Source organism: Streptomyces sp. 11x1, from assembly GCF_032598905.1.
Lineage (GTDB): Bacteria > Actinomycetota > Actinomycetes > Streptomycetales > Streptomycetaceae > Streptomyces.
The window spans coordinates 876,617-902,688 of sequence record NZ_CP122458.1 but is presented as its reverse complement, the minus strand read 5'-3'; the positions used below and the strand labels follow the sequence as shown (position 1 = coordinate 902,688).

Sequence of the window (26,072 nt, the reverse complement as noted above, 5' to 3'; positions counted from 1 at the left end):
AATCGGTCGTAAAGGGTGAACTCTTTTGCGAAAACGGGTACTTACTCGTGCGTCAGTTGCTATTGACGGCTCGCCTGCCGATTGGGACGGTAGTGCACATGTCGAATGTGGCGGACATGTCAAGATTGCGCACTCGTCTGCTCGGTGTCCTGATCCTTGTCACCGGCTTCCTGACCACGGCGGGCCCCGCCCGGCCCGCCTCCGCTCTCACTGACGAACTCTGGTTCGACGCCCAGGCCGCGGCCACCCTCACGGTCGACGGCGGCACCTTCAAGGACGGTCTCGGCCGCGAGGTCGTCCTGCGCGGCTACAACGTCTCGGGGGAGACGAAACTCAAGGAGAACAACGGTCTGCCCTTCGCCTCGGTCGCCGACGCGAGGAAGTCGGCGACCGCGCTCAGGGCGCTCGGCGGCGGCAACTCCGTGCGCTTCCTGCTCTCCTGGGCGTACGCGGAACCGGTGCGCGGGCAGGTGAGCTCCGCCTACCTGTCGGCGGCCACCGCGCAGATGGGCGCGTTCCTGGACGCCGGGATCAAGGTCTACCCCGACTTCCACCAGGATCTCTACTCCCGCTGGCTGTTCGACTCCGACAGCTGGTACACCGGCGACGGCGCCCCCAAGTGGGCCGTCGACCTCGGTGACTACCCCGACGAGTACTGCGGGATCTGCCCGTTCTGGGGCCAGAACATCACCTCCAACGCGGCCGTCACGGAGGCGACGTACGACTTCTGGCACAACACCTACGGGCTCCAGGACTCCTTCCTGGACACCGCGCAGAAGACCATGACCTACATGAAGGCGAACCTCACGACCGCCCAGTTCCAGGGCGTCGTCGGCTTCGACCCGTGGAACGAGCCGCACCCCGGGAAGCTCGACTCCGGGCAGACCAGCCGGACGTGGGAGAAGAACGTCCTGTGGCCGTTCTACGTCAAGTTCCGCGCCCGGATGGACTCGGCGGGCTGGCAGTCCAAGCCGGCGTTCGTCGAGCCGAACCTCTTCTGGAACGCCAACATCGACTTCCAGAGGCAGGAGGGCGGCCTCCTCGACGCGGGCACGATCGGACCGCGCTACGTCTTCAACACCCACTTCTACGACCAGAAGGCGATCTCCGGCATCTTCATGTGGGGCAAGGCGGGGAACGGCCAGTACGTGAACGACTTCGGGACCGTCCGTGACCGCGCCGCCGCCGGCGGCACCACGGCGGTCGTCAGCGAGTTCGGGCACCCGCTCAACGGCTCGGTCTCCGACAAGGCGCCCACGGTCTACAAGGCCATGTACCAGGCGCTCGACTCCCGGGTGAAGGGCGTCGACTGGTGGTCGAACCCGGCCGCCTCCGGCCCGGTCCTCTCCGGTTCCCAGTGGCAGTGGGACATCTACTGGGGCCGCCACCACGAGCTGATGAACGACAACCCCGACAAGGTGCAGGTCGAGGGCGACGCCTGGAACGGCGAGGACCTCTCCGCCGTACGGCTCGACGACTCCGGCACGGCCGTGCTCCGCCAGGACGCCCGGATGCTGGACCGGATCTACCCGAGCGCCACCGCGGGCAGGGCCGTCGCCTTCACCTACGAGGACCGCTCGCGCGACGGCTCCACGACGCTGACGTGGAACCCGGTGCCCGGCTCCCTGCCGAACGTCTCCTCGCTCGTCGGCTCCGGCCAGTACTCCCTGCTGGTCTGGCGCTCGGACGGCAGCACCGAACCGACCGAGCTGCACCTGCCGGTGTCCTTCCCCACCGCGTCCACCACCGTGGTGTCCGACCTCGGAGTGACGGCCGCGCCGCCGGCGTACACCACCTCCACGCCGATCGCCGCCGCCAGGGAACCCGGTGGCACCGGCAGCCGCCGCCTGCTCCTCACCGCCGCCGACTCGGGCAAGCTGCACTACGCCCTGGTCACCAACGGCGCGACAGCCCCGACCGCGACGCAGCTGAACGCGGCGCGGACGGAGCTGTCGAACTGGCTGACCGTCAGGTTCAGTTAGCCGAAGGACCGGTCCAGTCGGCGGGCACCTTCGCCACACGCACCCGCTGGGGGTGGTCGCCGACTGCGACGGACACGGTCTTCTTCCCGGTGGCGAAGTCGATCGCCGTGACCTGGTCGGCGCCGCTCTCGGAGACCACACAGGACTTGCCGTCACCGCTGACGGTCGACCAGTACGGCTTGGAGACGGGGACCAGCGGGCCCTCCTGGAGGGTCGCGCGGTCCACGACGGTCGCGTAGTCGTCCATCGTGCCCGCGATGCACAGCTTGGTGCCGTCCGGCTTCATCGTCAGGCCGTGGTGGCGGGAGTCGTTGACGAAGGTGGTGCGGTCGTCGCTGACCCCGGGGGACTTCGGCAGGGTCTTGGTGCGGGTGATCTTGTCCGTGGCGATGTCGTACTCGAAGAAGCCGTTGAAGAACGACACCTGGAAGTACAGCTTCGTCTCGTCGGGCGAGAACGCGGCGGGCCGGACGGCGTCCGAGTAGTCGTTCAGCCCGATGGCGTTGAGCCGCTCGCGCATGTCGATCACCTTCACCTGCTGGAAGGTGTTCGCGTCGGCGACCGTGATCTTCCGGTCGCCCTTCGTCCAGTCCAGCCAGGGCGCGTCGGTCTGGGTGTTCACATCGCCGATCGCCATGTTCCAGATGTACTTGCCGTCCTTGGTGAAGATGTTCTCGTGCGGCTTGTCGCCGGTCTTGAACGAACCGACCTGCTTGCCGGTGACGATGTCCAGGACGTGCACGGTGTTCCCCGTCGACGCGGACACCGCGACGCGCTTGCCGTCGGGGGAGACCGCCATGTGGTCGGCGCGGTAACCGGACACCGCGAAGCGCCAGTTGATGGCGCCGGTCCTGATGTCGATGGAGACCACGTCGGCGAAGCTCGGCCGGGAGACCACCATGGAGGAGCCGTCCGGGGTGGAGTACATGTCGTCCACGAACTGGTCGTGGCCCTCGCCCACGCTGTTGCGGATCGTCATGAACGCGATCCAGCGGATCGGGTCGGCGTTGATCTCCGCCATCCGCGCGTTCTTGTCGGGGATGACGTTGACCCGGCCGATCTTCGCGAAGTCGCCGGAGGACTTGATGACGTCAGCGGTGCCCTCCCAGTTGTTGCCCACGAACATCACCTCCCGCAGGTCGGCGGCGGCGCTCGCCGGGGTCGCGGTCGCCGCGGCGGAGGCGGTCAGCGCGAGCGCGACGGCGACGGCACCGAGGTGCCGGCTTCTGCGACTACGGGGAGTGGGGGAGAGGGGCATGTCGGATCCTCCTGTGCGGGCGGAGTCTGAACAGGGCAGTTTTCAGAGCAGACTTACTGGAAAGTAAGGAACGGTCCCGCTTCACCACAAGACCAGGGACACGACAAAATCGAGCGACGGCGGCATCGGCCGTCGTACGGTGAGTCCGTCGGAAGGGAGAAACGTGTCGGGCAGGCTCAAACAGCCCACCGGCCGTTACGGGGGCAGATCCGCGGCGGAGCGCCGGGCCGAGCGCCGGGACCGCTTCCTCGACGCGGGGTTGCAGCTCTTCGGCGACAGCCCCGGCTACCGGGGGACCACGATCGGGGCGCTGAGCGAGGCCGCCGGGTTGTCGACCCGCCAGTTCTACGAGGAGTTCCACTCCCTGGAGGATGTGCTCGCCGCCCTCCACCTGCGGGTCAACGACTGGGCCGAGGAGGCCGCGTTCACCGGTCTCGCCACGGCTCAGGGGCGGCCGATCGCCGAGCGGGCCACCGCGGCGTTCCTCGCGTACGCCGCCAATGTCACCGGCGACCCGCGCCGGCTGCGCATCACCTTCACCGAGATCGTCGGCGTCAGTGCCCGGATGGAGCGCCAGCGCCTCGAACGCCGCGCCCGCTGGATCGACTTCATCTGCGCCGAGGCCGACGCCGCGGCGGAGCGTGGCGAGGCCGTCCACCGTGACTACCGCATCGCCGCCACCGCCTTCATCGGCAGCGTCAACGGCCTCCTCCACGACTGGCAGGCCGGCTGGGTCGACGCCCCCCTCGACGAGGTTGTCGACGAACTGGTCGGCCTGCTGCTGGGAATACTCCGCCCGCCGGGTTGGCGACCGGAGGAGGGCGGAGCGGTAGAGGGCGGAGGAGCAGAGCGGTAGGGGCGGCAGGGTGGTGCTGCGGGTGCGGGTCCGGTGGTGCTTCTCGCGCAGTTCCCCGCGCCGTCGCCTTTCAGGCCCGCAGGCGTCCTCGCACGCTCAACCCGCCAGACGGTTCACCGCGGTCAGGACCGGGGCCACTCCGTCCTCCGTGCGCAGTTCGGCCGCCAGGGTCCGGGCGCGGTGTGCGTACGACGGGTCGCCGGTCGCCCGGCGCAGGGCGGCCGTCAGGGCGGTGGCGGTGAAGCCCCGCAGGGGGACGGCTCCCGGCGACACCCCGAGGGCGACCAACCGGGCCGCCCAGAAGCCCTCGTCGAACTGCACCGGCACCGGCACGGCCGGGACCCCGGCGCGCAGGCCGGCCCCCGTCGTGCCCGCGCCCGCGTGGTGCACGACGGCCGCCGTCCTCGGGAAGAGCAGCGAGTGCGGCACCTCGCCCACGGTGAACATGTCGTCGCCCTCGCCCCGCAGTTCGCCCCAGCCCCGCTGGATCACCCCGCGCAGCCCGGCCGCCCGCAGGGCCCGTACGACCTCGCCGCTCATCCGCTCGGGATCGGGCACGGTGGCGCTGCCCAGGCCCACGAAGACCGGCGGCGGACCGGCGTCGAGGAAGTCAAGCAGCGGGGCGGGCAGCCGGTCCTCGCGGTCGTAGGGCCACCAGTAGCCGGTGACGTCCAGCCCGGCCCGCCAGTCCCCGGGGCGTGGCACCACCCGGGGACTGAAGCCGTGGAACACCGGCCGGTCCGGCCGTTCCCGGGGGCGCCGCGCCGCAGTCGGGCCGGTGGGCGCGAGTCCGTACGCGGCGCGCAGCCTGCGCACCTCCTCCTTGAAGATCCACTCGACGGCCGAGTTCACCGCGTGCCCCGCCGCCCGGTTGCCGAGCGGACCCCAGGAACGCACCCCGGTCATCGGGGGCGCGAACTCCCGTGTCGGTGCCAGGGGTTGGAGGTTGACGCCCAGGCTCGGGATCGACAGGCCCTGGGCGATGGTGTGGCCGAGGGGCGCGAGGGTGCCCGCCAGCAGCAGGGCGTCACTGGTGCGGGCGGCGGCCACCAGATCGCCGGCCATCCGCCCGACCAGACTCCGGGCCATCTCCACCGCCCGGTACAGCTTCCCGGCGCCCGTGGAACTGCGGTGCAGGCCCCGCCCGCGCTCCGACTCCAGCTCTGCCCGCGGATCCACGGGCAGCGCGTGGAAGGCGACCCCGGAGCCCGCAACCAGCGGTTCGAACCGGGTGTGGGTCACCAGCGTGACCTTGTGCCCCGCCCGCACCAGCCCGTGTCCGAGCCCGGTGTACGGCGCCACGTCGCCCCGGGAACCCGCCGTCATGATCGCTACACGCACGCCCGCCAGTATGGCGGCGCGACCACACCGAGTCAGGGGGAGCGCACCGGGATGACCCGAAACAGCCCCTGCGACCGGCCCGTTCGACGACGGAGCGACCTGCTCGTCCCCGGTGTCCCGGCCATCCCGACTATTCGTCCCAGGCCTGGATCATCGTGTGGTCGACGATCTTCCCGTCCTTCAGGGAGATCATCGAACTCGCCAGGACCCGCACCCCGTCGGGGTACTCGCAGGACTCGGTGAACGCGACCTGGTCGCCCTGGACCAGGCACTGCTCGACCTTGTGCGTCATCTCCCGGCTGCACACGTCGTCCAACATCGCGCCGATCTCGGACCGGCCGTGCAGGACCTTGGGGTGGCTGGGCTGGGTGTTGCGGTCCACGACGCGCAGCTCGGCGTCTTCCGCGTAGAGCGACGTCAGAGTCGCCGCGTTCGCTTCCTCCGTGCCCCTGCGCAGCGCTTCGACATCGAAGGCGGGGTTGGTCGAGGTGCCCATGGATGACCTCCTTCGAAGGCCGTGGCCCGGCACGGGTCAGCGGGCCGCGAACGGCCTCTCCCCACGAGACTCCTCCGCCCGGCGCGACACGGCAAGCGCAGGCGCGAGCGTGGGCGCGCGCGGCGGTGTGGGGCCCACGCCGCGCGTCCCGGGATGCGCCTCACGGGTGAGCGGCCGTGACCGTCGAGGGCTGGGGGCCGCCCCTGAGGGCATGATCTCAACTCGACGTATCGTCGCCGCCGTGGGTCTCGCCGTCGGCGTCACGGGCCTGGCCGCACCGATGGCGAACGCGGACGCCGTCGCGGAAGCGACCCGATGACCACGCTGGACTCGCTCGCCGTCAGCGACCTTCCCGAGGACCACCGGGCGGCCCTGCCCCGCCCCTCGCAGCAGCTGAAAGGCCTCAACCAGGTGCACGAGCTGAACCGGCTGAACGAACTGCACCCGGTCACCGACCTGGCCGCGCCCGCCCTCGGCCTGCTGGGCGCCATCGAGTGGCGGAGCCGGTCGTGCACGGACCGGGAGCCCCGCCACGGACCGCGTGGTGGGGCTCTTGACACGCCCGGGGACCGGGCAGAGGATCACGGAACAGTAACGTAATTGAAATTCGCACTACGAACGCTCCCGACCGATCATGCTCGATCACGTACCGTCGTCGATACGTACCCCCGAGGAAGCCGCAATGGCCATCACCCGTGACCTTCTGATCGGCGGCAAGGACGTGCCCGCCACGTCCGGCCGCACCGCCCATGACCTCGACCCGTACACGGGGGAGGTGTACGCGACGGTCGCGGCGGCCGGGCGGGAGGACGTCCGGCGGGCCGTGGACGCCGCAGACGCCGCCTTCGAGGAGTGGGCCGCGCTCACCCCCTTCGCGCGACGGGCGATCTTCTTCAAGGCGGCCGAACTGCTGGAGGGCCGGGGCGACCAGGTCGCCGAGATCATGGCCCGGGAGGCGGGCGGCACCCGGCCGTGGGCGTACTTCAACGTGGCGCTGGCGGCGAACATCCTGCGGGAGGCGGCGGCCGCGATCACCGCGCCGCGCGGCGAGGTCCTCAGCAGCCAGAAGGAGGGCGCGCTCGGTCTCGCGGTGCGTGAACCGCTGGGCGTGGTGGCGGCGTTCGCGCCGTGGAACGCGCCCGTCATCCTCGGTGTACGGGCCGTCGCGGCGCCGCTGGCCGCCGGGAACACGGTCGTCGTCAAGCCCAGCGAGGACGCGCCGATCGCCTGCGGCCTGCTGGTCGCGGACGTGTTCCGCGAGGCGGGCCTCCCCGACGGCGTGCTCAACGTCGTCACCAACGCCCCCGAGGACGCCGCGGAGATCGCCGAGGCGCTGATCTCCGACGAGCGGGTACGCGCGGTGAACTTCACCGGCTCCACCGGCGTCGGCCGGATCATCGGCGAGCACGCGGCCCGTCATCTCAAGCCCGCCGTGCTGGAGTTGGGCGGCAAGAACTCCGTGATCGTGCTCGACGACGCCGATGTGGACTACGCGGTCGACGCCGTCACCTTCAGCGTCTTCATGAACGCGGGGCAGATCTGCATGTCCGGCGACCGCATCCTCGTCCACGAGTCGCTGGCCGAGGAGTTCGCGCAGAAGTTCACCGCCAAGGTCGCCGGTCTCCAGGCCGGGGACCCGAACCACCCGCACACCGTGGTCGGCCCGCTGGTCAGCGCCTCCGCCGCACAGCGGATCGCCTCGCTGGTCAAGGACGCCGTCGCCAAGGGCGCCACGGTGCTCACCGGGGGCGGGCAGCCCGAGGGCGCGGTGCACCCGGCGACCGTGCTCACCGACGTCCCCGAGGACGCCGACCTCTACTACCAGGAGTCCTTCGGCCCGCTCTGCGTCGTGCGGTCGTTCGCCGACGACGCGGACGCCGTGGCGGTCGCCAACGACACCGACAACGGTCTGAGCTGCGGCATCATCACCGAGAACGCCACCCACGGACTGGCCGTCGCGCGCCGGATCCGTACCGGCATCGTGCACGTGAACGACCAGTCGGTGGCGGACGAGCCGATGGCCCCCTTCGGCGGGATCAAGGCCTCCGGCTACGGGCGCTTCGGCGGCCGCTGGGGCATCGAGGCGTTCTCCAACACCCGCTGGGTGACCATCGCCGGCCAACAGTCGCACTTCCCCTTCTGACGCCCCGGGGCGGGCGAGGCCCCGGCTAACCGGCCGTCGCGAGGAACTGCGTGGCCGCCAACTCCGCGTACAGCGGGTCGGCGGCCACGAGTTCACGGTGGGTGCCGACCGCGCGGACCCGGCCCGCGTCCATGACCACGATGCGGTCGGCCATCGTCACCGTGGACAGCCGGTGGGCCACCACCAGCACCGTCGTCGTGCGGGCCACGTCGGCGACCGTGTCCCGCAGCGCCGCCTCGTTCACCGCGTCCAACTGGCTCGTCGCCTCGTCGAGCAGCAGCAGCCGGGGGCGGCGCAGCAGGGCCCGCGCGATGGCGACCCGCTGACGCTCACCGCCGGAGAGCTTGGTGCCTCGGTGCCCGACCAGGGTCTCCAGGCCCTGCGGGAGCCGGGCGACCAGCCCGTCCAGCCGGGTCGTCTTCAGTACCCGGCCGACATCGCCCTCGTCGGCCAGCGGGTTGCCGAGGAGCAGGTTGTCCCGCAACGTCCCCGACAGCACCGGCGCGTCCTGTTCGACGTACCCGATCGCGGACCGTAGCCGGGACAGGTCCCATTCGGCGACATCGCGGCCGTCGACTGTGATGACGCCCGCCTCGGGGTCGTAGAACCGCTCGATCAGCGAGAAGACCGTCGTCTTGCCCGCGCCCGAAGGGCCGACGAACGCCGTCATGCCCCGTGCGGGGACCTCGAAGGTCACCCCGTGGTGGACGTACGGCAGGTCGTCGGCGTACCGGAAACGGACCTCGTCGAAGGCGAGCGCGGCCGGCTCCGCGTCCGGGGACGGCAGCGGAGCCGCCTCGCCGGCCGGTTCGGCGGGCAGCCGCAGCGCCTCCTGGATGCGGGCGAGCGCGGCGGCACCGGTCTGGTACTGCGTGATCGCGCCCACGACCTGCTGTATCGGCGACATCAGATAGAAGACGTACAGCAGGAACGCCACCAGCGTGCCCACGTCGATCGCGCCGGTCGCGACCCGCGCGCCGCCCACCGCCAGCACGGTGATGAAGGCGATCTGCATGGCGAGCCCGGCCGTGTTCCCGGCGGCCGCCGACCACTTGGCGGCCCGGACGCTCTGCCGCCACGACTCCTCGGCCGCCGCGTGGATCGTCTCCTCCTCGCGGTGCTCGGCGCCGGACGCCTTCACCGTGCGCAGCGCGCCGAGGATCCGCTCCAGCGAGGCGCCCATCGCGCCGACCGCGTCCTGCGCGGCCCTGCTCGCCCGGTTGATGCGTGGCACGATCACCCCGAACACCACGCCCGCGCCCACGATCACGCCCAGCGTCACGACCAGCAGCACCGGGTCCACCAGACCCATCAGCACCACCGTCGCCACCAGGGTGAGCCCGCCGGTGCCGAGGCCCACCAGGGTGTCGGTGGTGACCTCGCGCAGCAGAGTGGTGTCGGAGGTGATCCGCGCCATCAGATCGCCCGGCTCGCTGCGGTCCACCGCGGTGATCCGCAGCCGCAGCAGATACGACGACAGGGCGCGCCGCGCGCCGAGCACCACCGACTCGGCGGTGCGCCGCAGCACGTACGAACCCACCGCGCCCACGGCCGCGTTGGTGACGACCAGCACGGACATGAGGACCAGCGCCCAGGTGATCGTCCGGTCGTGCGACAGGTCGTCGATCAGCTCCCGGGCCACCAGCGGCAGGGCGAGGCCGGTGGCTCCGGTGACGAGCGACAGCACCGCGCCCAGCAGCAGGGTCCAGCGATGGGGCCGTACATAGCCGAGCAGCAGCCGCCAGGTGGGTGGCTGCCGCTCGGCGGTGGTCTCAGGGGTGCTCACGAGGCTCCTCGGCAGGTCGGTCGGGGAGTGGGGACCGGGGCGCGGAGCTTCAGCCTACGTCGGGAGCGAGGAGCACCGGGAACGACTTTCAACCGCCCAGCAGCAGCTCCCGGTCCCGGGTGACGGTGAGCACGGCCGACGGGGTGGTCGTGCCGATGTCGTCGGTCGGACATTCCTCGGTCGTGCGGGTCGGCACCTCGCCCGGATCCAGTTCGAGGTACGCCCACACACCGTCGCGGCGCAGCACGTCGAGCGCGTCGGAGAACCGCACGGGATCACGCAACTCCCGTACCCGGATGTCCGGTTCGGTGGCCTCGACCGCGACCGGCCGCGCGGTGAAGTCGGAGAGGCAGCGGGGTGTGCGGGGGCCTGAGGTCCAGGGTCCGCAGGGTGGCCCGGTACTCGTCGAGGAGGGGATCGAGGTGGGCCGAGTGCGCGGCCAGTCCCACGCCCAGCAGCCGGGTTCGACGGCCCCGGTCCGCCCAGCCGTCGTGCAGCGCCGTCACCGGGTCCCGGTCGCCGGTGCTGCTCGCACTCACCGAGACCGTCCCCGAGCGGCGCGAGCGGGGTGGAGTGCTCGTGGGCTGCGGAGCCGTGGACGAGCTGAACCGGTGCGCGACCACGCCCGGCTGGACCGTGCACGCCCCCGGACACCCCGACGAGGTGCGGCGCACCGTCACGGCCGCCCTCGCCCGCGGGGAGCGCGCGTACTCCTTGTCTCCGCGCGCTCCAACACCTCCGCGTACGAGGCCACCGGCGGCTTCCGTCTGGTACGACCGGGTCTCGACGGCGTCGTGCTCGCCGTGGGCGCCGCCCTCGACCCCGTGCTGCGCGCCACCGCGGGACTGGACCTCGCCGTCCTCGACGCCACCACCATCCGCCCCTTCGACGAGATCGGCCTGCGCACGGCCGTCCTCGCCGCCGACCACGCCGACGTCGTCCTCGTCGAGCCCTGCCTGCCCGCCACGACGGCGAGCCGGGCCGCCCGGACCCTCGTCCACGTGCCCCACCGTCTGCCGGCCCTCGGCGACGCGGACGGCCTGGACGAGAACGGGATCGCCAGGACCGTGCGGGACTTCCGGCGCTGGCGCGGCCGGCGCGTGCCACGCACGTGAGTGACCGCCGCGAGGCGAGGGAGGGCAGGGCGCCCCCCAGGTGTCGCGGGCAGCCTGTTTCGGCCACGGCTCCGGCCGCTCGGGAGGCCCTACTGGCTGGTCAGTCCGTAGGGTGACCGTGGGCGGGCGACCGCCCTCTCAGGGATCGACGGAAAGGTTCACCATGGCGCAGGAAGTACGCGGCGTGATCGCCCCCGGCAGGAACGAGCCGGTGCGGATCGAGACCATCGTGGTGCCCGACCCGGGACCGGGGGAGGCAGTGGTGAAGGTTCAGGCGTGCGGGGTGTGCCACACCGATCTGCACTACAAGCAGGGGGGCATCAACGACGACTTCCCCTTCCTGCTCGGCCATGAGGCGGCCGGTGTGGTGGAGTCGGTGGGGGAGGGAGTCACGGATGTCGCGCCCGGTGATTTCGTCATCCTCAACTGGCGTGCGGTGTGCGGCAGTTGCCGGGCCTGTCGGCGCGGTCGCCCCTGGTACTGCTTCGCCACCCACAACGCGACGCAGAAGATGACCCTCGCCTCCACCGGTCAGGAGCTGGCGCCCGCCCTCGGGATCGGCGCCTTCGCGGAGAAGACGCTCGTCGCCGCGGGCCAGTGCACCAAGGTCGACCCGGCCGCCGCCCCGGCGGTCGCCGGACTGCTGGGCTGCGGGGTGATGGCGGGCATCGGTGCCGCGATCAACACCGGGAACGTGGGGCGCGGGGACAGCGTCGCCGTCATCGGCTGTGGCGGCGTCGGGGACGCGGCCATCGCCGGGTCCCGGCTGGCCGGCGCCGAGAAGATCATCGCCGTCGACATCGACGACCGGAAGCTGACCACCGCCAAGAGCATCGGCGCCACCCACACGGTCAACTCCAAGAACACCGATCCCGTCGAGGCGATCCGTGAACTGACCGGTGGTTTCGGCGCCGACGTCGTCATCGAGGCGGTCGGCCGCCCGGAGACCTACAAGCAGGCCTTCTACGCCCGTGACCTGGCCGGCACGGTCGTCCTCGTCGGCGTGCCGACTCCGGAGATGAAGCTCGAACTGCCCCTCCTGGACGTCTTCGGCCGCGGCGGCGCCCTGAAGTCCTCCTGGTACGGCGACTGCCTGCCCGACCGCGACTTCCCCATGCTGATCAACCTCTACCTCCAGGGCCGCCTGGACCTGGAGGCGTTCGTCACGGAGACCATCGGGCTCGACGACGTGGAGAAGGCCTTCGAGCGGATGCACGGCGGCGACGTCCTGCGATCGGTGGTGACGCTCTGATGGCCGCCCGTATCGAACACCTCGTCACCTCGGGCCAGTTCAGCCTCGACGGCGGCACCTGGGACGTCGACAACAACGTCTGGCTCGTCGGCGACGACCACGAGGTGATCGTCATCGACGCCGCCCACGACGCCGACGCCATCGCGGAGGCCGTGGGCGACCGCCGGCTGAAGGCCATTGTCTGCACCCACGCGCACAACGACCACATCGACGCCGCCCCCGCGCTCGCCGAGCGCACCGGGGCGCCGATCTGGCTCCACCCCGACGACCTGCCGCTGTGGAAGCAGACCCACCCGGACCGACTGCCCGACCACTGGCTGGCCGACGGGCAGGTCATCGAGGCCGCCGGCGCCGACCTGACCGTCCTGCACACCCCCGGCCACGCCCCGGGCGCCGTCTGCCTCTACGACCCCGGCCTCGGCACGGTCTTCACCGGCGACACCCTCTTCTCCGGCGGCCCCGGCGCCACCGGCCGTTCCTACTCCCACTTCCCGACGATCATCGACTCGATCCGCGACCGCCTCCTCGCCCTCCCGCCCGACACGGTCGTGCGCACGGGCCACGGCGACAGCACGACGATCGGGGCCGAGGCCCCGCATCTGCAGGAGTGGATCAACAGGGGCCACTGATCCGGAGGAGTCCCGCACCCGCGCCCCGAAAGGGGCGCGGGGCTGTATCGAATATGCGGATCCGCCGCGTGGGCGCGACAAGCCACGACGAACCGGCAGCCGCCCGAACACCCCATCGACCGAGCTACTGGGCGCCCCACAGAAAACCCGACAGAAGATGTCCGGCTTCCACGACACCCTCGTGTCGACGACGCCGGACCACCCCCGGCGTCGGCCAAGCTGTCACCCGTACGCAATGGAGGTCGCAGATGTCGAAGCCGCTGGACGGCAGGGTCGCACTGGTCGCGGGAGCCACCCGCGGAGCGGGCCGGGGGATCGCAGTGGAGCTGGGGGCGGCCGGAGCGACGGTCTACGTGACGGGGCGTTCCACGCGGGAGCGGCGCTCCGAGTACGACCGCCCGGAGACCCTGGAGGACACCGCCGACCTGGTCACCGAGGCGGGCGGCCACGGCATCGCCGTACCCACCGACCATCTCGAACCGGAACAGGTCCGCTCCCTCGTCGACCGGATCGCCGAGGAGCGGGGCCGGCTGGACGTCCTGGTCAACGACGTCTGGGGCGGCGAGAAGCTCTTCGAATGGGAGAGTCCGGTCTGGGAGCACGATCTCGACAACGGGCTGCGGCTGCTGCGCCTCGCCGTCGAGACCCATGCCATCACCAGCCACTTCGCCCTGCCGCTGCTGCTGCGCAACCCCGGCGGCCTGGTCGTGGAGATGACCGACGGCACGGCCGAGTACAACGGGGCCAACTACCGCGCCACCTTCTTCTACGACCTCGCCAAGTCCGCCGTCCTGCGCATGGCGTTCGCCCTCGGCCATGAGCTGGGGCCGCGCGGCGCCACCGCCGTGGCCCTCACCCCCGGCTGGCTCCGCTCGGAGATGATGCTCGACGGGTTCGGGGTCACCGAGGAGAACTGGCGGGACGCCCTCGAACGCGTCCCCCACTTCGCCATCTCCGAGACCCCCCGCTTCGTCGGCCGGGCCGTCGCCGCCCTCGCCGCCGACCCGGAGGTCGCCCGCTTCAACGGGCAGTCCCTCTCCAGCGGTTCCCTCGCCCGGACCTACGGCTTCACCGACCTCGACGGCAGCCGGCCGGACGCCTGGCGCTACATCGTCGAGGTCCAGGACGCGGGCAAGCCGGCGGACACCACCGGCTACCGCTGACCGCCGTCACCGGCACCGGGTGGGCCGCCGTCACCGGCACCGGGTCGGTCGGTGTCACCCTGGTCCAGCCGTTCACCGTCGCCGTAATGGGGTGGCGGGGACGGCAGCTGCCAGCGCGCCGCGTGGCCGGGCGGGAGCGCCAGGTCCTCGCGCACGGCGACGTAGTAGGCCTCCCGCCCGGCGCGCTGCCGCTCCAGCAGCACCTGCCAGGCCGCCGGGTCACGGGTCCCGGCACGCAAGAACTCCTCCATCCTCATCACCGTGACGACCCAGGCGCGGGCCTTCTCCACCACCTCGGGGCTGCCGAGGAGCAGCAGTGCCTCGCCGGAGGGGTCCCGGGCGACCGTCGCCTCCGCCATGAGGGGCGCGGCCTCCTCCGGTGACAGGGGGTGGGGATGGGGGTCGTCGCCGAGATGGGAGGCGACCCGGTACGTCAGGGTGATGGACTGCTTCAGGGCCCGTGCCCAGTCGGCGTACACCGAGAGCCGCCGCTCCTCCCAACGGGTCTCCCGCTCGCGCCGGAACCGCACCTGCTCGCCCCGCATCACCACGAGGTACGAGCCGAGCGCGCCGATCACCACGCCGAGCAGGGCCGGGAGTTGCTGGATGAAAGTCGACATGATCAGACCGTATCGGGGGCCAGGATTCGCGGGCGAAGGGCGGCGTGACGGGCGGCTGTCGGCGGTCGGCGCGGAGTACGTTCTGCCGTATGCATGCGACGGGACGCTTCGAGGCGTACGGGGTTCTCATCACGGGCGCGGCGCGCGGGATCGGCGCGGCGACGGCCCGGCGGCTGGCCGAGGAGGGAGCACATGTACTCGTCACGGACGTCGACCTGGCGGCGGCCGAGCGTACCGTGACGGAGCTGCGGCAGCGGGGGCTGGCAGCGGAGGCGTACCGGTGCGACGTCGGGGACCGGGGGTCCGTCGAGGCGGCGGTCACGCACGCGGTGGCCGTCCTCGGTTCGCTCGACGTCCTGGTGAACAACGCCTTCGGCTGCACCCCGGACGTGCCGCTCTTCGAGGACACCCCGGACGAGGCCTGGGCCCGCGACCTCGACCTCACCCTGACCGGGGCGTTCCGGTGCTCCCGCGCCGCTCTGCCGCACCTGGTGGCCTCGGGGCGCGGTGCCATCGTCAACATCGGCTCCGTGAACGGCCTTCAGGACTTCGGCAACCACGCCTACAGCGCCGCGAAGGCCGGCCTCGGCTCCCTGACCCGTACCCTCGCGGGCGACGCAGCGCCCCGTGGCGTCCGGGTCAACCTGGTGGCCCCCGGCACGGTCCGCACCCCCGGCTGGGCGGGCCGCGAGGCCCACTTGGACGACCTCGCCGAGATCTATCCCCTGGGCCGTGTCGGCGAGCCGGCCGACATCGCGGCGGCCGTGGCCTTCCTCGCCTCCCGGGACGCGGCCTGGATCACCGGCACCACACTGCGCGTCGACGGCGGTCTGCTGGCCGTCAACACCGCGTTCGCCCGGGCGGCGCGAGCCTGGCGGGACGAGGAGCGGGCATAGGACCCTGGTGGGGTCACGGCCCGGCGGCAGCGGTCACGGTCCGGTCGCCGCGTCGACCGTCTCCGTCGCGGCGACCACGGCTGCGAGAACGCGTTCCGTGTCCGCCGCCGTCGTACGCCAGTTGCTGAACGCGGCCCGCAGTGCGTGCGTCCCACCGAGGACGGTCGGAGTCACGAAGGCCTCGCCGGAGACGGCGATCGCGTGGGCCAGGGCCTGGACCCGTTCCCGGGTGGGCCGTTCGGCGAGGGTGAAGCAGACGACGTTCAGCCGGACGGGGGCCACCAGGGTCAACCCCGGTACCTGGGCCAGCCGTTCACCGAGGGCACGCGCGAGCTCCACGTTGCGCTCGACGATCTCGCGGTGCCCTGCCCGGCCGTACGCCACGAGCGAGAACCAGGCCGGGAGGGCGCGCAGCCGACGGGAGTTCTCCGGTGTGAGGTGCAGGAAGTCGGGGTCGCCGGTGGGCAGGCCGAGGTACGGGGAGTCGTTGCGGAAGACACGCACCTGGAGGTCCTGGCGGCGGGTGAACTGGACGGCGGCGTCGTAGGGCACGTTCAGCCACTTGTGGAGGTCCACGCAGATCGAGTCGGCGCAGTCGAGGCCGTCGACGAGATGCGCGTACGACGGCGACAGCGCGGCGAAGCCGCCGAACGCGGCATCCACGTGGAGCCAGAAGTCATGGCGTTCCTTGAGCGCGCCGACCGCCCGCAGGTCGTCGAAGTCGACCGAGTTGACGGTCCCGGCGTTGGCCACGACGATCGCCGGCCGCCCGTCCAGTGCCTCCAGGGCGGCGGCGAGGGCCTCCACGTCCACGGCCTCACGGCCCCCGGGCAGCAGGGGGACGGTACGCAGCCGGTCACGGCCGACGCCGAGCACCGAGAGCGCCTTGGCGACGCTGGAGTGCGGGCTGCCGGAGAGCACGTCGACAGGGCCGAGGGCGGCGACGCCCTCCTGGGACACGTCCACGCCCAGCCGCTCGCCGAGCCACTCGCGGGCGACGGCGAGCCCCACGGTGTTGGAGACGGTCGCGCCGGTCACGAAGGCGCCGCCGTACTCCGCGCCCAGCCCGAACAACTCCCGCAGCCACCCCAGGGTCTGCCGTTCCAGGGCACTCGCGGAGGAGTCCTGGCCGCCCGAGACGTTCTGGTCGTACGCACCGGTCAGCCAGTCCCCGGCGACGGCGGCAGGCGTGGCCCCGCCGGTGACGAAGCCGAGGTACCGGGGGCCGGCCGATCCGGAGAATCCGCCGGCCCAGCGCTCGGCGAACTCCGTCAGGGCCCCAGACGTGCCGACGCCCTCGACCGGCAGCGGTACGGTCCCGGGCGGTCCGTCGAGCCGTGCGACGGGCCGGTCCGCGAGGCCCGCCACCTCCCCGGCGGCGAAGTCACGGGCGGCCTGCAGCAGTTCGGGAAGCCGGGAGAGATCGTCGGCGAGTACGGGGTCCATGATCGGCAGCGTAGGGCGGGGAGCGGAGCGTGGTCCCGGTCCACTCGCGAGCAACTGGACCTGTCGGCGAGCGAAGGCGTCCGGAGGCTCCGGGGGTCCGGGCACTCCTTCCCTTTACGGTGATTGGCCGGGGGCTGTCGGCGAATGATGCGCCTATTCCCACTCATCGGGCAAGCGCTTCCGTAAAATTACTGAAGTTACCCCGGCGTACTCCGCGACAGAAGCCGTCAAGGCATCTGAAAGACCGTCATAGGAGTGCGATCCGGACACCGTCGAAAAACTTCGTTGAGGCTTGAACGGCGCCCACGTTCTTCACGTATTCCACACCGTGAGCAGGATTCCCGTTACCGTCACCGTCGCGTACCAGGTGGTGCCGGGGCGTGAGGCCGACTTTCACTCCTGGGGGTGGGCCGCGCTGCGTACGAGTGCGCAGCAGCCGGGTTTTCTGGGAGGTGGCGTGCTTGTCGACGGAGAGGCTGATTGGCATGTGGTCTACCGCTTCGACAGCGAGGACTCGGTCCGGACCTGGGAGAATTCCGTGGTCTGGGCACAATTATCGGCCCGCGCCGACCCATTGGCGCAGGAGACGGGTCGTCGGAGCATCGTGGGTTCCAGGGCCTGGTTCGACGCCCAGGCCGCGCGGGCCCCGACACCGGCAGGCCCGCCGGGGCCACCCCCGAAATGGAAACTCTGGTTGGTGAATTCCAGTGCGGTCTTTCCGCCCGTGTTCTTGTTCAACCAGGCAATACTTCCCTATCTCAACGACCTGAATCCGCTTTTCCGTACACTTCTGCTGTGTCTGACCGTGGCAGCCATCGTCACCTGGATTCTCATGCCGAGACTCCAGAGATTCCTGAAGAAATGGCTGTATCCGCCGTTGCAGGCGTTGCGTGGTCGGCACAAACGACGGACCGCCTAGGTCCGAGAACGAAGAGGGGGGTGGGCGGGTGAAGACCCTGCTCATCGACAATTACGACTCGTACACGTACAACCTGTTCCAGCTGATCGCCGAGGTCAACGGCGAGGAGCCGGTGGTCGTGCTCAACGACGCCGACGACATTCCGGCGTTGGGGGAATTCGACAACGTGGTGGTGTCGCCGGGACCCGGCCACCCCGCACGAGCGCGTGACTTCGGTATCGCGGCCCGGGTGATCGCCGAGGCCGAGATTCCCGTCCTCGGCGTCTGCCTGGGACATCAGGGCATCGCTGTGGGGGAGAGAGCCGATGTCGAGCCCGCGCCGTGGCCCCGCCACGGTCACCTGTCCACGGTCCGGCACAACGGCCGCGACCTGTTCCGGGGCCTGCCGCAGAACTTCACGGTCGTCCGCTACCACTCGTTGTCCGTGCGCGAGCCGCTGCCGTCGGCCCTGGAGGCGACCGCCTGGTCCGAGGACGGCGTCCTCATGGGGCTGCGGCACCGCGAACGGCCGCTGTGGGGCGTCCAGTTCCACCCCGAGTCGATCCTCACCGACCACGGTCACCGGTTGCTGGTGAACTTCCGCGACCTCACGGCGGAACGGGCGGGCAGCCCCCGTACCGAGAACACGGCGGTCGCTCCCGTCCCCGGTGCCCACCCCGCCGTGCCCGGCCCTCTCGCGGCCGCCATCCCCCGCCCCCGGCGGGCCCCCGGTTCCGCGTACCGGCTGCACACCCGTCGCATCGCCGGCGCCGTCGACGCCGAGGCCGCCTTCACCCGGATGTACGCCGACGCGCCGCACGCCTTCTGGCTGGACAGCTCCCGCGTCGAGCCGGGCCTGTCGCGGTTCTCGTTCTTCGGCGACGGAGGCGGCCCCCTCGCCGAGGTCGTCCGCTACGACGTCGACAGCGGCCTGTGCGAGATCGAACGCGAGGGCCGGCCCACCCGCCGGGTCCGGGCGAGCGTCTTCGACTACCTCAAGCGGCAGTTGGCCGGCCGCAAGGTCGACGCGACGGGCCTGCCCTTCGACTTCACCGGCGGCTACGTCGGCTACTTCGGCTACGAACTCAAGGCCGACACCGGCTCCGCGAACCGGCACAAGGCCCAGACGCCCGACGCGGCCTGGCTGTTCGCGGACCGGCTGATCGCGGTGGACCACCAGGAGGGCCACACCTACGCGGTCTGCCTCTCCGAGGACACCCCGGCGGCCTGCCGCGAGGCCGGCGACTGGCTCGACACCGCGCTGGCCCAGCTGACCTTCGTCGGCTCGGACGCCACGGTCCCCCTGAAGGCGGCCACCGCGCCCTACCCGCGCGCCGCCGAACCCTGGCTGGTCCGCGACCGCGCCACCTACCTCGCCGACATCGACGCCTGCAAGGCGGAGCTGAACGCGGGCACCAGCTACGAGGTCTGTCTGACCAACGCGGCCCGGTTACCCGCTCCCTACGACCCGTACGACTTCTACCGGGTGCTGCGCCGGATCAACCCCGCCCCGTACGCCTCCTACCTGAGGTTCGGCGACCTCGACATCGCGGGCTCGTCACCCGAGCGCTTCCTGCGGATCACCCGCGACGGCATCGCCGAGGCCAAGCCCATCAAGGGCACCGCGCCCCGGGGCACCAGTCCGCAGGAGGACGACCGGCTTCGCGACGAACTGGCCGCCGACGCCAAGACCCGTGCCGAGAACCTGATGATCGTCGACCTGCTCCGCAACGACCTCGGCCGCGTCTCGCGGACGGGCTCCGTGAAGGTCACCCGTCTCATGGCCACCGAGACCTACGCCACCGTGCACCAACTCGTCTCCACGGTCGAGGGCAGACTGCGCGAGGGCACCGACGCCGTGGACTGCGTCCGGGCCTGCTTCCCCGGCGGTTCGATGACCGGAGCGCCCAAACTGCGCACCCTGGAGATCATCGACGCGCTGGAGACCGAGGCGCGCGGCGTGTACTCGGGAGCCCTCGGCTACCTCGGGTGCAGCGGCGGCGCGGACCTCAGCATCGTCATCCGTACCGCCGTGTTCCAGGGCGGCCGTATGCACCTGGGCGCGGGCGGAGCGATCGTCCTCGACTCCGATCCCGCCGCCGAGTACGACGAGATGCTGCTGAAGACGGCGGCACTGATGCGGGCCCATCGGGAGCATGCCTCCGCCCCGGCCGTCACCGAGGAGCCAACGCGATGACGATCACCACGACGTCCCGGCCCGCACGGCGGGCCGCCGACGCAGGCGCCCCCGGCAACCTGGCGGCCCATCTCGCCGCCCGCGCCGAGCGACGGGGCTGGGCCGACCGTCCGGCCTTCCACCAGGGCCACCGGGCCTGGTCCCACGGCGAGATCCACGACCTCGCGGCCCGCACGGCCACCGTCCTCGCCGACCACGGCGTCCGCCCCGGCGACCGCGTCCTCCTCGCCCTCCCGGACTCCGTCACCTGGGTCGCCACCTTCCTCGCCCTGGCCCGCCTGGGCGCGGTCGCGGTCCTGGTCAACCCCGAACTCACCCCGCCCGAACTCCAGTTCATGGCAGAGGACACGAACGCGGTCCTGTGGGTGACGGGACCCGGGCTGGACACATACCGTTCGGCCGGCATCCCCACGCCCCGTAAGGAGCGCGGGGCTGTGACACCTGCGGCTCCGCCGCGTGGGCGCGACCAGCCACGCACGAGCCGCACCGTGAAGACGGCCAAGCAAGCGCCGCGCCTCAGTTCCGACCAGCTGTCGGCTCTGAGCACCACAGCCACGCCCAGAAAGACGGCCCACCCCGTCGACGCCCACACCCCCCTCTACATCCAGTACACCTCGGGCACGACCGGCCACCCCAAGGGCGTCGTCCACGTCCACGCCGACCCCGAGACGTACCACGACCTCATCGGCCGGCGGCTCCTGCGCATCACCCCCGACGACGTCACCCTCTCCGTCTCCCGGCTGTACTTCGCCTACGGCTTCGGCAACGCCCTGGTCTTCCCGCTCTTCTCCGGCTCCTCCGCAGTTCTCGTCGACCGCCGTCCCACCCCCGCGGCGGTCGACGAACTCGTCGCCCGGCACCGTGTGACGCTGCTGTACTCGGTGCCCTCCGCGTACGCCGCCCTCGTCACCGACCTGGCGGACGGCCACCAGGACTGCTTCGCCTCGGTGCGCGCGGCGGTGTCGGCCGGTGAAGGCATGCCCGCCGGACTCGGCACGCGGGTCACCGAACTGCTCGGCGCCCCCGTCCTCGAACAGATCGGCTCCACCGAGGCCGGCCACGCCTTCTGCGCCAACAGCTTCGACCACAACCACCCCGGTACGGTCGGCCGGCCCGTCCCCGGCTTCGAGGTCGAACTCCGCGACCGCGCCGGCAAGCCGGTGCCGGACGGCGAGGCGGGCGAACTCTGGGTGCGCGGACCGACGGTGACACCCGGCTACCTGAACCGGCCCGAGGAGACCGCTCGCACCCTCGTCGGCGGCTGGCTCGCCACCCGGGACCGGGCCGTCCGCGAATCCGACGGCACCTACCGCCATCTCGGCCGCGCCGACGACATGGAGATGGTCGGCGGCATCACCGTCTCCCCGCTGGAGGTGGAGGCGCTGCTGCGCACCCATCCCGGCGTCCGCGACGTCGCCGTCGCCGCCGTCACCGACGAGCGCGGAGCCAGCAGACTGCGGGCCTTCGTCGTCCCCGTCCCGCCCATCGGGGTGGGCCTGGAGGCCGAACTGATCTGCATGGCCCGTGACAGACTCGCCGCCTTCAAGGTCCCCCGCAGCGTCAGCTTCGTGCCCACGCTGCCCCGCACGGCGACCGGCAAGCTCCGCCGCCACCTCGTCCGCCAAGGAGCGTGGTGAGCCATGGCCGACACCCTCGTCCCCGCAGAAAGGTCCGCCGCCATGCGAGACCGGCTCCCCACCGACCGGCAACCCGCCCTCGCCGGCCGCGGCTTCTACCTGGGCTCGATGTTCAGAGAGGCCGCCGACCGCCACGGACCCGTCTTCGTCACGCTGGACCGGCCCCTCGACGTCAACCCCGACATCGGCACCGACCTCACCTACACCGTCCTCGCCGACCTCGTCGACGAACTCTCCGGGCGCCTGTGGGAAGCGGGCGTCCGCCCCTCCGAGGAGGTGGTGGTCCACAAGACCGACAACGTCGACATCGTGCTGCTGACCTGCGCGGTCTCCCGGATCGGCGCTGTTCCCGTCCTGCTCTCGCCGGGCCTCGCCGGCCCGGTGGTCGGACAGCTCCTCGAACGCCTGCACAAGCCCTGGCTGATCACCGACCGGGCCAAGCTCGATGGGCCCCTGCAGGACGTCGACCTCACCGTCCTGGTCCGCCGGACACTCGGTGTCGACGACGCCCCGGGCGCGGAACCGCTGCAGAAGTACCAGGGCGCCCCGACCCCGGCAGCGGTCCGCCTGCACCCCCGGGACGCCTCCCTCATCACCCACAGCTCCGGCACCACCGGACTGCCCAAGCTGGCCGTGCACTGCCCGAACACCATGTGGAACCGGCTCGTCCCGCAGAAGGCGATGGGCTGGCCCACCCGGGGCGAGACCGCAGCCCTGCACATGTCGTTCGTGCACTCGCGCTTCTACCACCTGCTCGGCGTCCTGCTGCACTTCGGCAGCCCGCTGCTGCTGATCATCGACCCGGAACCGTCGAACGTCGGCCCGTTGCTGGCCCGCCACCGCCCCGGCATCGTCGAGACCCACCCCAACACCTTTGTGCTGTGGGAGGAGTTGGCCGACGCACCCGGTGCCCCGCTGTCCCGCGTCCGCTCCTACGGCTCCACCTTCGACGCCATCCACCCACGGACCGTGCAGCGGCTCCTGGACGCCTCGCGGCGCCGCTCGCCCTGGCTCATCCAGCTGTACGGGCAGAGCGAGACGGGCCCGGTCGCCTTCCAGTGGTTCACCCGCCGCAGCGCCGCCCGCGCCGACGGCCGCCGGGTCGGCATCGGCATCCCCGGCTTCACCCGCGTCCGGGTCGCCGACGACGCCGGGCGGCGGGTCGCCCCCGGCACCGCCGGCCGGATCGAGGCCCGCACCCGCGGCCGCATCCTCACCTACCTGGGCGCCCGGGACCGCTATCTGCGCCAACTCGACAGCGGTTGGTGGCAGATGGGCGACATGGGCTACCAGAGCCGCTGGGGCGCCCTCTACCTCATCGACCGTGAGATCGACCAGATCGACTCCGTGCACAGCAACCTGGAGGTCGAGGACACCCTGATGTCCCGCCTGGAGGAGCTGCGCGAGGTCGTCATCGTTCCCGGCGCCGACCGCGAACCCGTCCCCGTGGTCTGCGTACGCGGCGAACGGCCCCTGGACCTACTGCGCTGGCACGAGGCCACGGCCGATCTGCCCGCCATGGCGGAGCCGAGGCAGTGGCGCTTCGACGAACTGCCGATGACCTCCACCTGGAAGGTCAAGCGCGTCGAGATCACCCGCATGCTCGCCGAGAGCGCCCGCGCATGACGACCCCCGCCCTCGTCGTGGGCGCCGGGCCCGTGGGGCTGGCCGCCGCCCTCGCCCTGCGCGCCCACGACCTCCCCGTCACCCTGCTGGAAGCCGACCCCGAGGGCCGTGAACGCCCCGGCAGCCGCGCCCTGTTCGTGCACCGCGAGACCCTGAACCTGCTGGAGGAGATCCGTCCGGGGCTCGCCGCCGAGATCGCCGGGTACGGGCGGACCTGGCACACCAGGCGTACCCTCTACCGGGGCCGCGAGGTCTACGCCCGCACCTTCCCGCCGCCCACCGGCACCCCGCCCTTCACGAGCCTCCGCCAGGTCGACACCGAGCGCTTCCTGCTCGCCGCCTGCCGGGAGGCCGGCGTGGAGTTCGTGTGGGACGCCAGGATCACCGCCGTACGCACCGACCCGGACGGGGTGACCCTCACCGGCGAGGACGGCCGGACCTGGACGGGCATCCACGCGGTCGCCGCCGACGGCGCCCGCTCGGCGGTACGCCGCGAACTGGGCATCCCGCTGGAGGGCACCCACGGCGAGGGCTTCCACGTCGTGGTGGACCTCGCCGACATCCCCGGCGCCGAACTGCCCCTGGAGCGGGTCTTCCACTACGAGCACCCGGCCCTCGGCGGCCGCAGCGTCATGCGGGTGCCGTTCACCGGCGGCTTCCAGCTCGACCTCCAGTGCCGCGACGACGACGCGACAGAGGACTACGGCACCCGGAAGGCCGTACGCCGCTGGCTGCCCGACGTCGTCGGCGACGGCTACGGCGAGCGGATCCTATGGGTGTCCACCTACCGCTTCCTGCGCAAGGTCGCCGCCGACTTCGCCGACCCGCACCGCCGGGTGCTGCTGGCCGGCGAGGCCGCGCACCTCTTCCCGCCGTTCGGGGCGCGCGGCATGAACAGCGGCATCGCGGACGCGGTCGCCGCGGCCCGAGCGATCGCGGAGGGCACCCCCGAGGCGGTCGACTCCTTCGCTGGGATCCGGCGTGCGGCGGGCCTGTTCAACAGCGCCGCCGCCGGCACCGCCCTGGACCATCTGCGGCCCCGGCGCCGTATCGTCCGTGTCAAGCAGCGGGCGGCGGCCGCCCTCGCCCCGGTGGTGCCCCGCTGCGGAGCCTGGCTGGAGCACGCGCCCTACGGCCCCCGGCACGGCGCCCCGGCCGTCGCGGGCCGCAAATACTGAACCGGAAGACCCACAGGAGCACTGAGTGACACAACCCGCCATCGCGGAAGGTCTGCTGACCTGGTCACCCGAACACGGCCTCGTCCCCGGCCAGGCACAGGGCGGACGCCTCCTCGTAGCGGACTCGTGGCTGCTGCGCGACGGACGGGTGCGCGGCTTCGATCGGCACCGCGAACGGTTCGTACGGTCCTGCGGCGAGTGCGGCGCGCCGCCCCTGACACAGGTCGTCGACTTCTGGCAGGACATGACCGGCGCCCTGCCACGCACGGGGGAGTGGTTCCCCCGGGTGGAACTCGCGGCGGGATCCCTGGAGTTGAGGGTGCTGCTGCGGCACGCCCCGCAGCTCACGGCCGAGCTCCGGGTGTGGGCGGCCGGCCAGCCCGACCCGCGCACGGTGCCCCGCCGCAAGGGACCCGACCTCGACGCCCTGGCCCGGGTGCGCAGACGGGCGGCCGGGGCCGAAGCCGACGAGGCGGTACTGATCGCGCCCTCCGGTCTGGTGCTGGAGGCCGCCAACTCCAGCCTGCTGTGGTGGGAGGAGGACACCCTCTGCCTCCCGCCGCCCCGGCTGCCGCTCCTCGCCGGTGTCACCACGGCCCTCGTCCTGGAGCACGCGGCCCGCACCGGAGTGCGGGTCGACCACCGCGAGCGCTCCCTCGGCGAGTTGGACGGGCGTGAGGTGTGGCTCGTCAACGCCCTCCACGGCATCCGCCCGGTCGTCGCCTGGACCGGACGACCGATGACCCCCGGCCGGGCCGTCCGCGCCCCCGAATGGCGCCGCTGGCTGGACGGGCTCATGCGGCCGCTGCCCGACCACTGAATTCAACAGCGATGTAGGGGCGCGCAGAAGCGCCGGGCCGAAGAGGAATTCGGCCCGGCGCTGAAAGTCGTTCGCGGTACTTCTTCGCGGCATTTCGACGAAGCGTCTGGAATTTCCCGGAATTCCGGAATACCGGGCCTGCGGGGCTACTTCTGGGCGGGCTGGTAGGACCCCGGGACCATCCGCGTCGCGATGGCGATCCGGTTGTACGCGTTGATCACGGTCGCCGCCCAGATCAGCGCCGCGATCTGCTCCTCGTCGAACACCTCGGCGGCCTCGGCGTAGACGTCGTCGGGCACGTGCCCGTCGTGGACCAGCGTCACCGCCTCCGTCAACGCCAGGGCTGCGCGCTCGCGGGCGGAGAAGAAGGGGGTCTCGCGCCAGGCGCTGAGCGCGTAGATCCGCTGCTCGGTCTCGCCCTGCGCGCGGGCGTCCTTGGTGTGCATGTCCAGGCAGAAGGCGCAGCCGTTGATCTGCGAGGCACGAATTCGGAGCAGTTCGAGGATCTCGGGCTCGACCTTCGCGTCCCGGGCCGCGGAAACGGCGGCACCGTGCAGGGAGCCCATCGCCCCGGAGACATCGGGGGTAACTTTCTTCAACGCCACGCGAGTTATGGATTCGCTGTTGCTCATGGGGGTAACTGTATATCCGAATTCCCGGCTGTGTAACTGTTTCGTCTCAGCGTGGGCTCTCCCACAACCGTCGCAGCCGGTGGTCTGTCTAGGCAGGCAGG

23 protein-coding genes and 1 pseudogene are annotated in these 26,072 nt (G+C 71.7%); 15 read left to right on the top strand and 9 right to left on the bottom strand.

Annotated features, from left to right (window positions below; genetic code table 11):
- Positions 1 to 98 precede the first annotated feature (98 nt).
- On the top strand, positions 99 to 1,982 hold the full coding sequence (locus P8T65_RS04360; RefSeq protein ID WP_399098311.1) for an endoglycosylceramidase: 1,884 nt from the start codon (positions 99 to 101) through the stop codon (positions 1,980 to 1,982).
- Here P8T65_RS04360 and P8T65_RS04355 read toward each other — a convergent pair.
- On the bottom strand, positions 1,975 to 3,240 hold the full coding sequence (locus P8T65_RS04355) for a PQQ-binding-like beta-propeller repeat protein (protein ID WP_316724075.1): 1,266 nt from the start codon (positions 3,238 to 3,240) through the stop codon (positions 1,975 to 1,977). The genes P8T65_RS04360 and P8T65_RS04355 overlap by 8 nt on opposite strands.
- Before the next feature lie 163 nt (positions 3,241 to 3,403).
- Here P8T65_RS04355 and P8T65_RS04350 point away from each other — a divergent pair, with 163 nt between their 5' ends.
- Complete coding sequence (locus tag P8T65_RS04350; RefSeq protein ID WP_316724074.1) at positions 3,404 to 4,096, top strand: TetR/AcrR family transcriptional regulator; 693 nt, start codon at positions 3,404 to 3,406, stop codon at positions 4,094 to 4,096.
- 96 nt (positions 4,097 to 4,192) lie between these two features.
- Here P8T65_RS04350 and P8T65_RS04345 read toward each other — a convergent pair whose 3' ends face one another.
- Both P8T65_RS04345 and P8T65_RS04340 read right to left on the bottom strand, forming a co-directional pair.
- Positions 4,193 to 5,422, bottom strand: coding sequence for a glycosyltransferase (locus P8T65_RS04345; RefSeq protein ID WP_316731474.1), 1,230 nt, complete (start codon positions 5,420 to 5,422; stop codon positions 4,193 to 4,195).
- A gap of 145 nt (positions 5,423 to 5,567) precedes the next feature.
- Positions 5,568 to 5,933, bottom strand: coding sequence for a nuclear transport factor 2 family protein (locus P8T65_RS04340; RefSeq protein ID WP_184902749.1), 366 nt, complete (start codon positions 5,931 to 5,933; stop codon positions 5,568 to 5,570).
- Between the two features lie 211 nt (positions 5,934 to 6,144).
- Between P8T65_RS04340 and P8T65_RS04335 the strand changes: the two are divergent.
- Positions 6,145 to 6,428, top strand: a pseudogene (locus P8T65_RS04335) (hypothetical protein); the annotation flags it as partial.
- 187 nt (positions 6,429 to 6,615) lie between these two features.
- Positions 6,616 to 8,076, top strand: a complete 1,461-nt coding sequence (locus tag P8T65_RS04330) for an aldehyde dehydrogenase family protein (RefSeq protein ID WP_316724073.1) — start codon at positions 6,616 to 6,618, stop codon at positions 8,074 to 8,076.
- Positions 8,077 to 8,101: 25 nt separating this feature from the next.
- Here P8T65_RS04330 and P8T65_RS04325 read toward each other — a convergent pair whose 3' ends face one another.
- From P8T65_RS04325 to P8T65_RS04315, 3 genes are all read right to left on the bottom strand, one after another.
- Entirely contained in the window at positions 8,102 to 9,862 is a 1,761-nt protein-coding gene (locus P8T65_RS04325) for an ABC transporter ATP-binding protein (protein WP_184902752.1), read from the bottom strand.
- Between the two features lie 88 nt (positions 9,863 to 9,950).
- Positions 9,951 to 10,133, bottom strand: a complete 183-nt coding sequence (locus P8T65_RS04320) for a hypothetical protein (RefSeq protein WP_316724072.1) — start codon at positions 10,131 to 10,133, stop codon at positions 9,951 to 9,953.
- A 4-nt stretch (positions 10,134 to 10,137) separates the two neighbouring features.
- Positions 10,138 to 10,401, bottom strand: a complete 264-nt coding sequence (locus P8T65_RS04315; protein ID WP_316724071.1) for a hypothetical protein — start codon at positions 10,399 to 10,401, stop codon at positions 10,138 to 10,140.
- A gap of 72 nt (positions 10,402 to 10,473) precedes the next feature.
- Between P8T65_RS04315 and P8T65_RS04310 the strand changes: the two genes are divergently transcribed.
- From P8T65_RS04310 to P8T65_RS04295, 4 genes are all read left to right on the top strand, one after another.
- Positions 10,474 to 10,977, top strand: a complete 504-nt coding sequence (locus P8T65_RS04310) for a transketolase (RefSeq protein ID WP_316724070.1) — start codon at positions 10,474 to 10,476, stop codon at positions 10,975 to 10,977.
- Positions 10,978 to 11,140: 163 nt separating this feature from the next.
- Positions 11,141 to 12,229 (top strand): S-(hydroxymethyl)mycothiol dehydrogenase, encoded by a 1,089-nt coding sequence (locus tag P8T65_RS04305; protein WP_316724069.1) that lies wholly within the window; start codon positions 11,141 to 11,143, stop codon positions 12,227 to 12,229.
- Positions 12,229 to 12,858, top strand: coding sequence for an MBL fold metallo-hydrolase (locus P8T65_RS04300; RefSeq protein WP_184902757.1), 630 nt, complete (start codon positions 12,229 to 12,231; stop codon positions 12,856 to 12,858). Before P8T65_RS04305 ends, P8T65_RS04300 begins: the two co-directional genes overlap by 1 nt.
- Before the next feature lie 248 nt (positions 12,859 to 13,106).
- Positions 13,107 to 14,021 (top strand): SDR family oxidoreductase, encoded by a 915-nt coding sequence (locus P8T65_RS04295; RefSeq protein ID WP_316724068.1) that lies wholly within the window; start codon positions 13,107 to 13,109, stop codon positions 14,019 to 14,021.
- On the opposite strand, the gene P8T65_RS04290 is transcribed toward P8T65_RS04295, so the two are convergent.
- Positions 14,012 to 14,641: a hypothetical protein gene (locus tag P8T65_RS04290; protein ID WP_316724067.1), complete on the bottom strand. Its 630-nt coding sequence runs from the start codon at positions 14,639 to 14,641 to the stop codon at positions 14,012 to 14,014. The genes P8T65_RS04295 and P8T65_RS04290 overlap by 10 nt on opposite strands.
- Positions 14,642 to 14,730: 89 nt before the next feature.
- On the opposite strand from P8T65_RS04290, the gene P8T65_RS04285 reads away from it, so the two are divergent.
- A complete protein-coding gene (locus P8T65_RS04285; protein ID WP_316724066.1) occupies positions 14,731 to 15,537 on the top strand; it encodes an SDR family NAD(P)-dependent oxidoreductase in 807 nt (268 codons plus the stop codon).
- 33 nt (positions 15,538 to 15,570) lie between these two features.
- Here P8T65_RS04285 and P8T65_RS04280 read toward each other — a convergent pair whose 3' ends face one another.
- Entirely contained in the window at positions 15,571 to 16,983 is a 1,413-nt protein-coding gene (locus P8T65_RS04280; RefSeq protein WP_316724065.1) for a pyridoxal-dependent decarboxylase, read from the bottom strand.
- 328 nt (positions 16,984 to 17,311) lie between these two features.
- Here P8T65_RS04280 and P8T65_RS04275 point away from each other — a divergent pair, with 328 nt between their 5' ends.
- The 6 genes from P8T65_RS04275 to P8T65_RS04250 are packed head-to-tail and all read left to right on the top strand — an operon-like array spanning position 17,312 to position 25,339.
- Positions 17,312 to 17,902 carry an antibiotic biosynthesis monooxygenase gene (locus tag P8T65_RS04275; protein ID WP_316724064.1) on the top strand — a complete coding sequence of 197 codons (591 nt, stop codon included), beginning with the start codon at positions 17,312 to 17,314 and terminating at the stop codon, positions 17,900 to 17,902.
- Between the two features lie 28 nt (positions 17,903 to 17,930).
- A complete protein-coding gene (gene pabB, locus P8T65_RS04270) occupies positions 17,931 to 20,078 on the top strand; it encodes an aminodeoxychorismate synthase component I (protein ID WP_316724063.1) in 2,148 nt (715 codons plus the stop codon).
- On the top strand, positions 20,075 to 21,715 hold the full coding sequence (locus tag P8T65_RS04265; RefSeq protein WP_316724062.1) for a benzoate-CoA ligase family protein: 1,641 nt from the start codon (positions 20,075 to 20,077) through the stop codon (positions 21,713 to 21,715). The genes pabB and P8T65_RS04265 overlap by 4 nt, the downstream gene beginning before the upstream one ends.
- 3 nt (positions 21,716 to 21,718) lie before the next feature.
- Positions 21,719 to 23,341: an AMP-binding protein gene (locus P8T65_RS04260; RefSeq protein WP_316724061.1), complete on the top strand. Its 1,623-nt coding sequence runs from the start codon at positions 21,719 to 21,721 to the stop codon at positions 23,339 to 23,341.
- Positions 23,338 to 24,519, top strand: a complete 1,182-nt coding sequence (locus tag P8T65_RS04255) for an FAD-dependent monooxygenase (RefSeq protein ID WP_316724060.1) — start codon at positions 23,338 to 23,340, stop codon at positions 24,517 to 24,519. The genes P8T65_RS04260 and P8T65_RS04255 overlap by 4 nt, the downstream gene beginning before the upstream one ends.
- A gap of 25 nt (positions 24,520 to 24,544) precedes the next feature.
- On the top strand, positions 24,545 to 25,339 hold the full coding sequence (locus tag P8T65_RS04250; RefSeq protein WP_316724059.1) for an aminotransferase class IV: 795 nt from the start codon (positions 24,545 to 24,547) through the stop codon (positions 25,337 to 25,339).
- 146 nt (positions 25,340 to 25,485) lie between these two features.
- Here the strand turns inward: P8T65_RS04250 and P8T65_RS04245 are convergent, their stop codons facing one another.
- Positions 25,486 to 25,971 carry a carboxymuconolactone decarboxylase family protein gene (locus P8T65_RS04245; protein WP_316724058.1) on the bottom strand — a complete coding sequence of 162 codons (486 nt, stop codon included), beginning with the start codon at positions 25,969 to 25,971 and terminating at the stop codon, positions 25,486 to 25,488.
- Positions 25,972 to 26,072 lie beyond the last annotated feature (101 nt).

Bases quoted from the DNA above. Each gene is read 5' to 3' on its own strand.
- P8T65_RS04295 (WP_316724068.1), top strand. From the start codon at position 13,107: ATGTCGAAGCCGCTGGACGGCAGGGTCGCACTGGTCGCGGGAGCCACC.
- P8T65_RS04360 (WP_399098311.1), top strand. From the start codon at position 99: ATGTCGAATGTGGCGGACATGTCAAGATTGCGCACTCGTCTGCTCGGT.
- P8T65_RS04280 (WP_316724065.1), bottom strand. From the start codon at position 16,983: ATGGACCCCGTACTCGCCGACGATCTCTCCCGGCTTCCCGAACTGCTG.
- P8T65_RS04300 (WP_184902757.1), top strand. From the start codon at position 12,229: ATGGCCGCCCGTATCGAACACCTCGTCACCTCGGGCCAGTTCAGCCTC.
- P8T65_RS04245 (WP_316724058.1), bottom strand. From the start codon at position 25,971: ATGAGCAACAGCGAATCCATAACTCGCGTGGCGTTGAAGAAAGTTACC.
- P8T65_RS04265 (WP_316724062.1), top strand. From the start codon at position 20,075: ATGACGATCACCACGACGTCCCGGCCCGCACGGCGGGCCGCCGACGCA.
- P8T65_RS04330 (WP_316724073.1), top strand. From the start codon at position 6,616: ATGGCCATCACCCGTGACCTTCTGATCGGCGGCAAGGACGTGCCCGCC.
- P8T65_RS04345 (WP_316731474.1), bottom strand. From the start codon at position 5,422: ATGACGGCGGGTTCCCGGGGCGACGTGGCGCCGTACACCGGGCTCGGA.
- P8T65_RS04285 (WP_316724066.1), top strand. From the start codon at position 14,731: ATGCATGCGACGGGACGCTTCGAGGCGTACGGGGTTCTCATCACGGGC.
- P8T65_RS04255 (WP_316724060.1), top strand. From the start codon at position 23,338: ATGACGACCCCCGCCCTCGTCGTGGGCGCCGGGCCCGTGGGGCTGGCC.
- P8T65_RS04260 (WP_316724061.1), top strand. From the start codon at position 21,719: ATGGCCGACACCCTCGTCCCCGCAGAAAGGTCCGCCGCCATGCGAGAC.
- P8T65_RS04355 (WP_316724075.1), bottom strand. From the start codon at position 3,240: ATGCCCCTCTCCCCCACTCCCCGTAGTCGCAGAAGCCGGCACCTCGGT.
- P8T65_RS04305 (WP_316724069.1), top strand. From the start codon at position 11,141: ATGGCGCAGGAAGTACGCGGCGTGATCGCCCCCGGCAGGAACGAGCCG.
- P8T65_RS04290 (WP_316724067.1), bottom strand. From the start codon at position 14,641: ATGTCGACTTTCATCCAGCAACTCCCGGCCCTGCTCGGCGTGGTGATC.
- P8T65_RS04340 (WP_184902749.1), bottom strand. From the start codon at position 5,933: ATGGGCACCTCGACCAACCCCGCCTTCGATGTCGAAGCGCTGCGCAGG.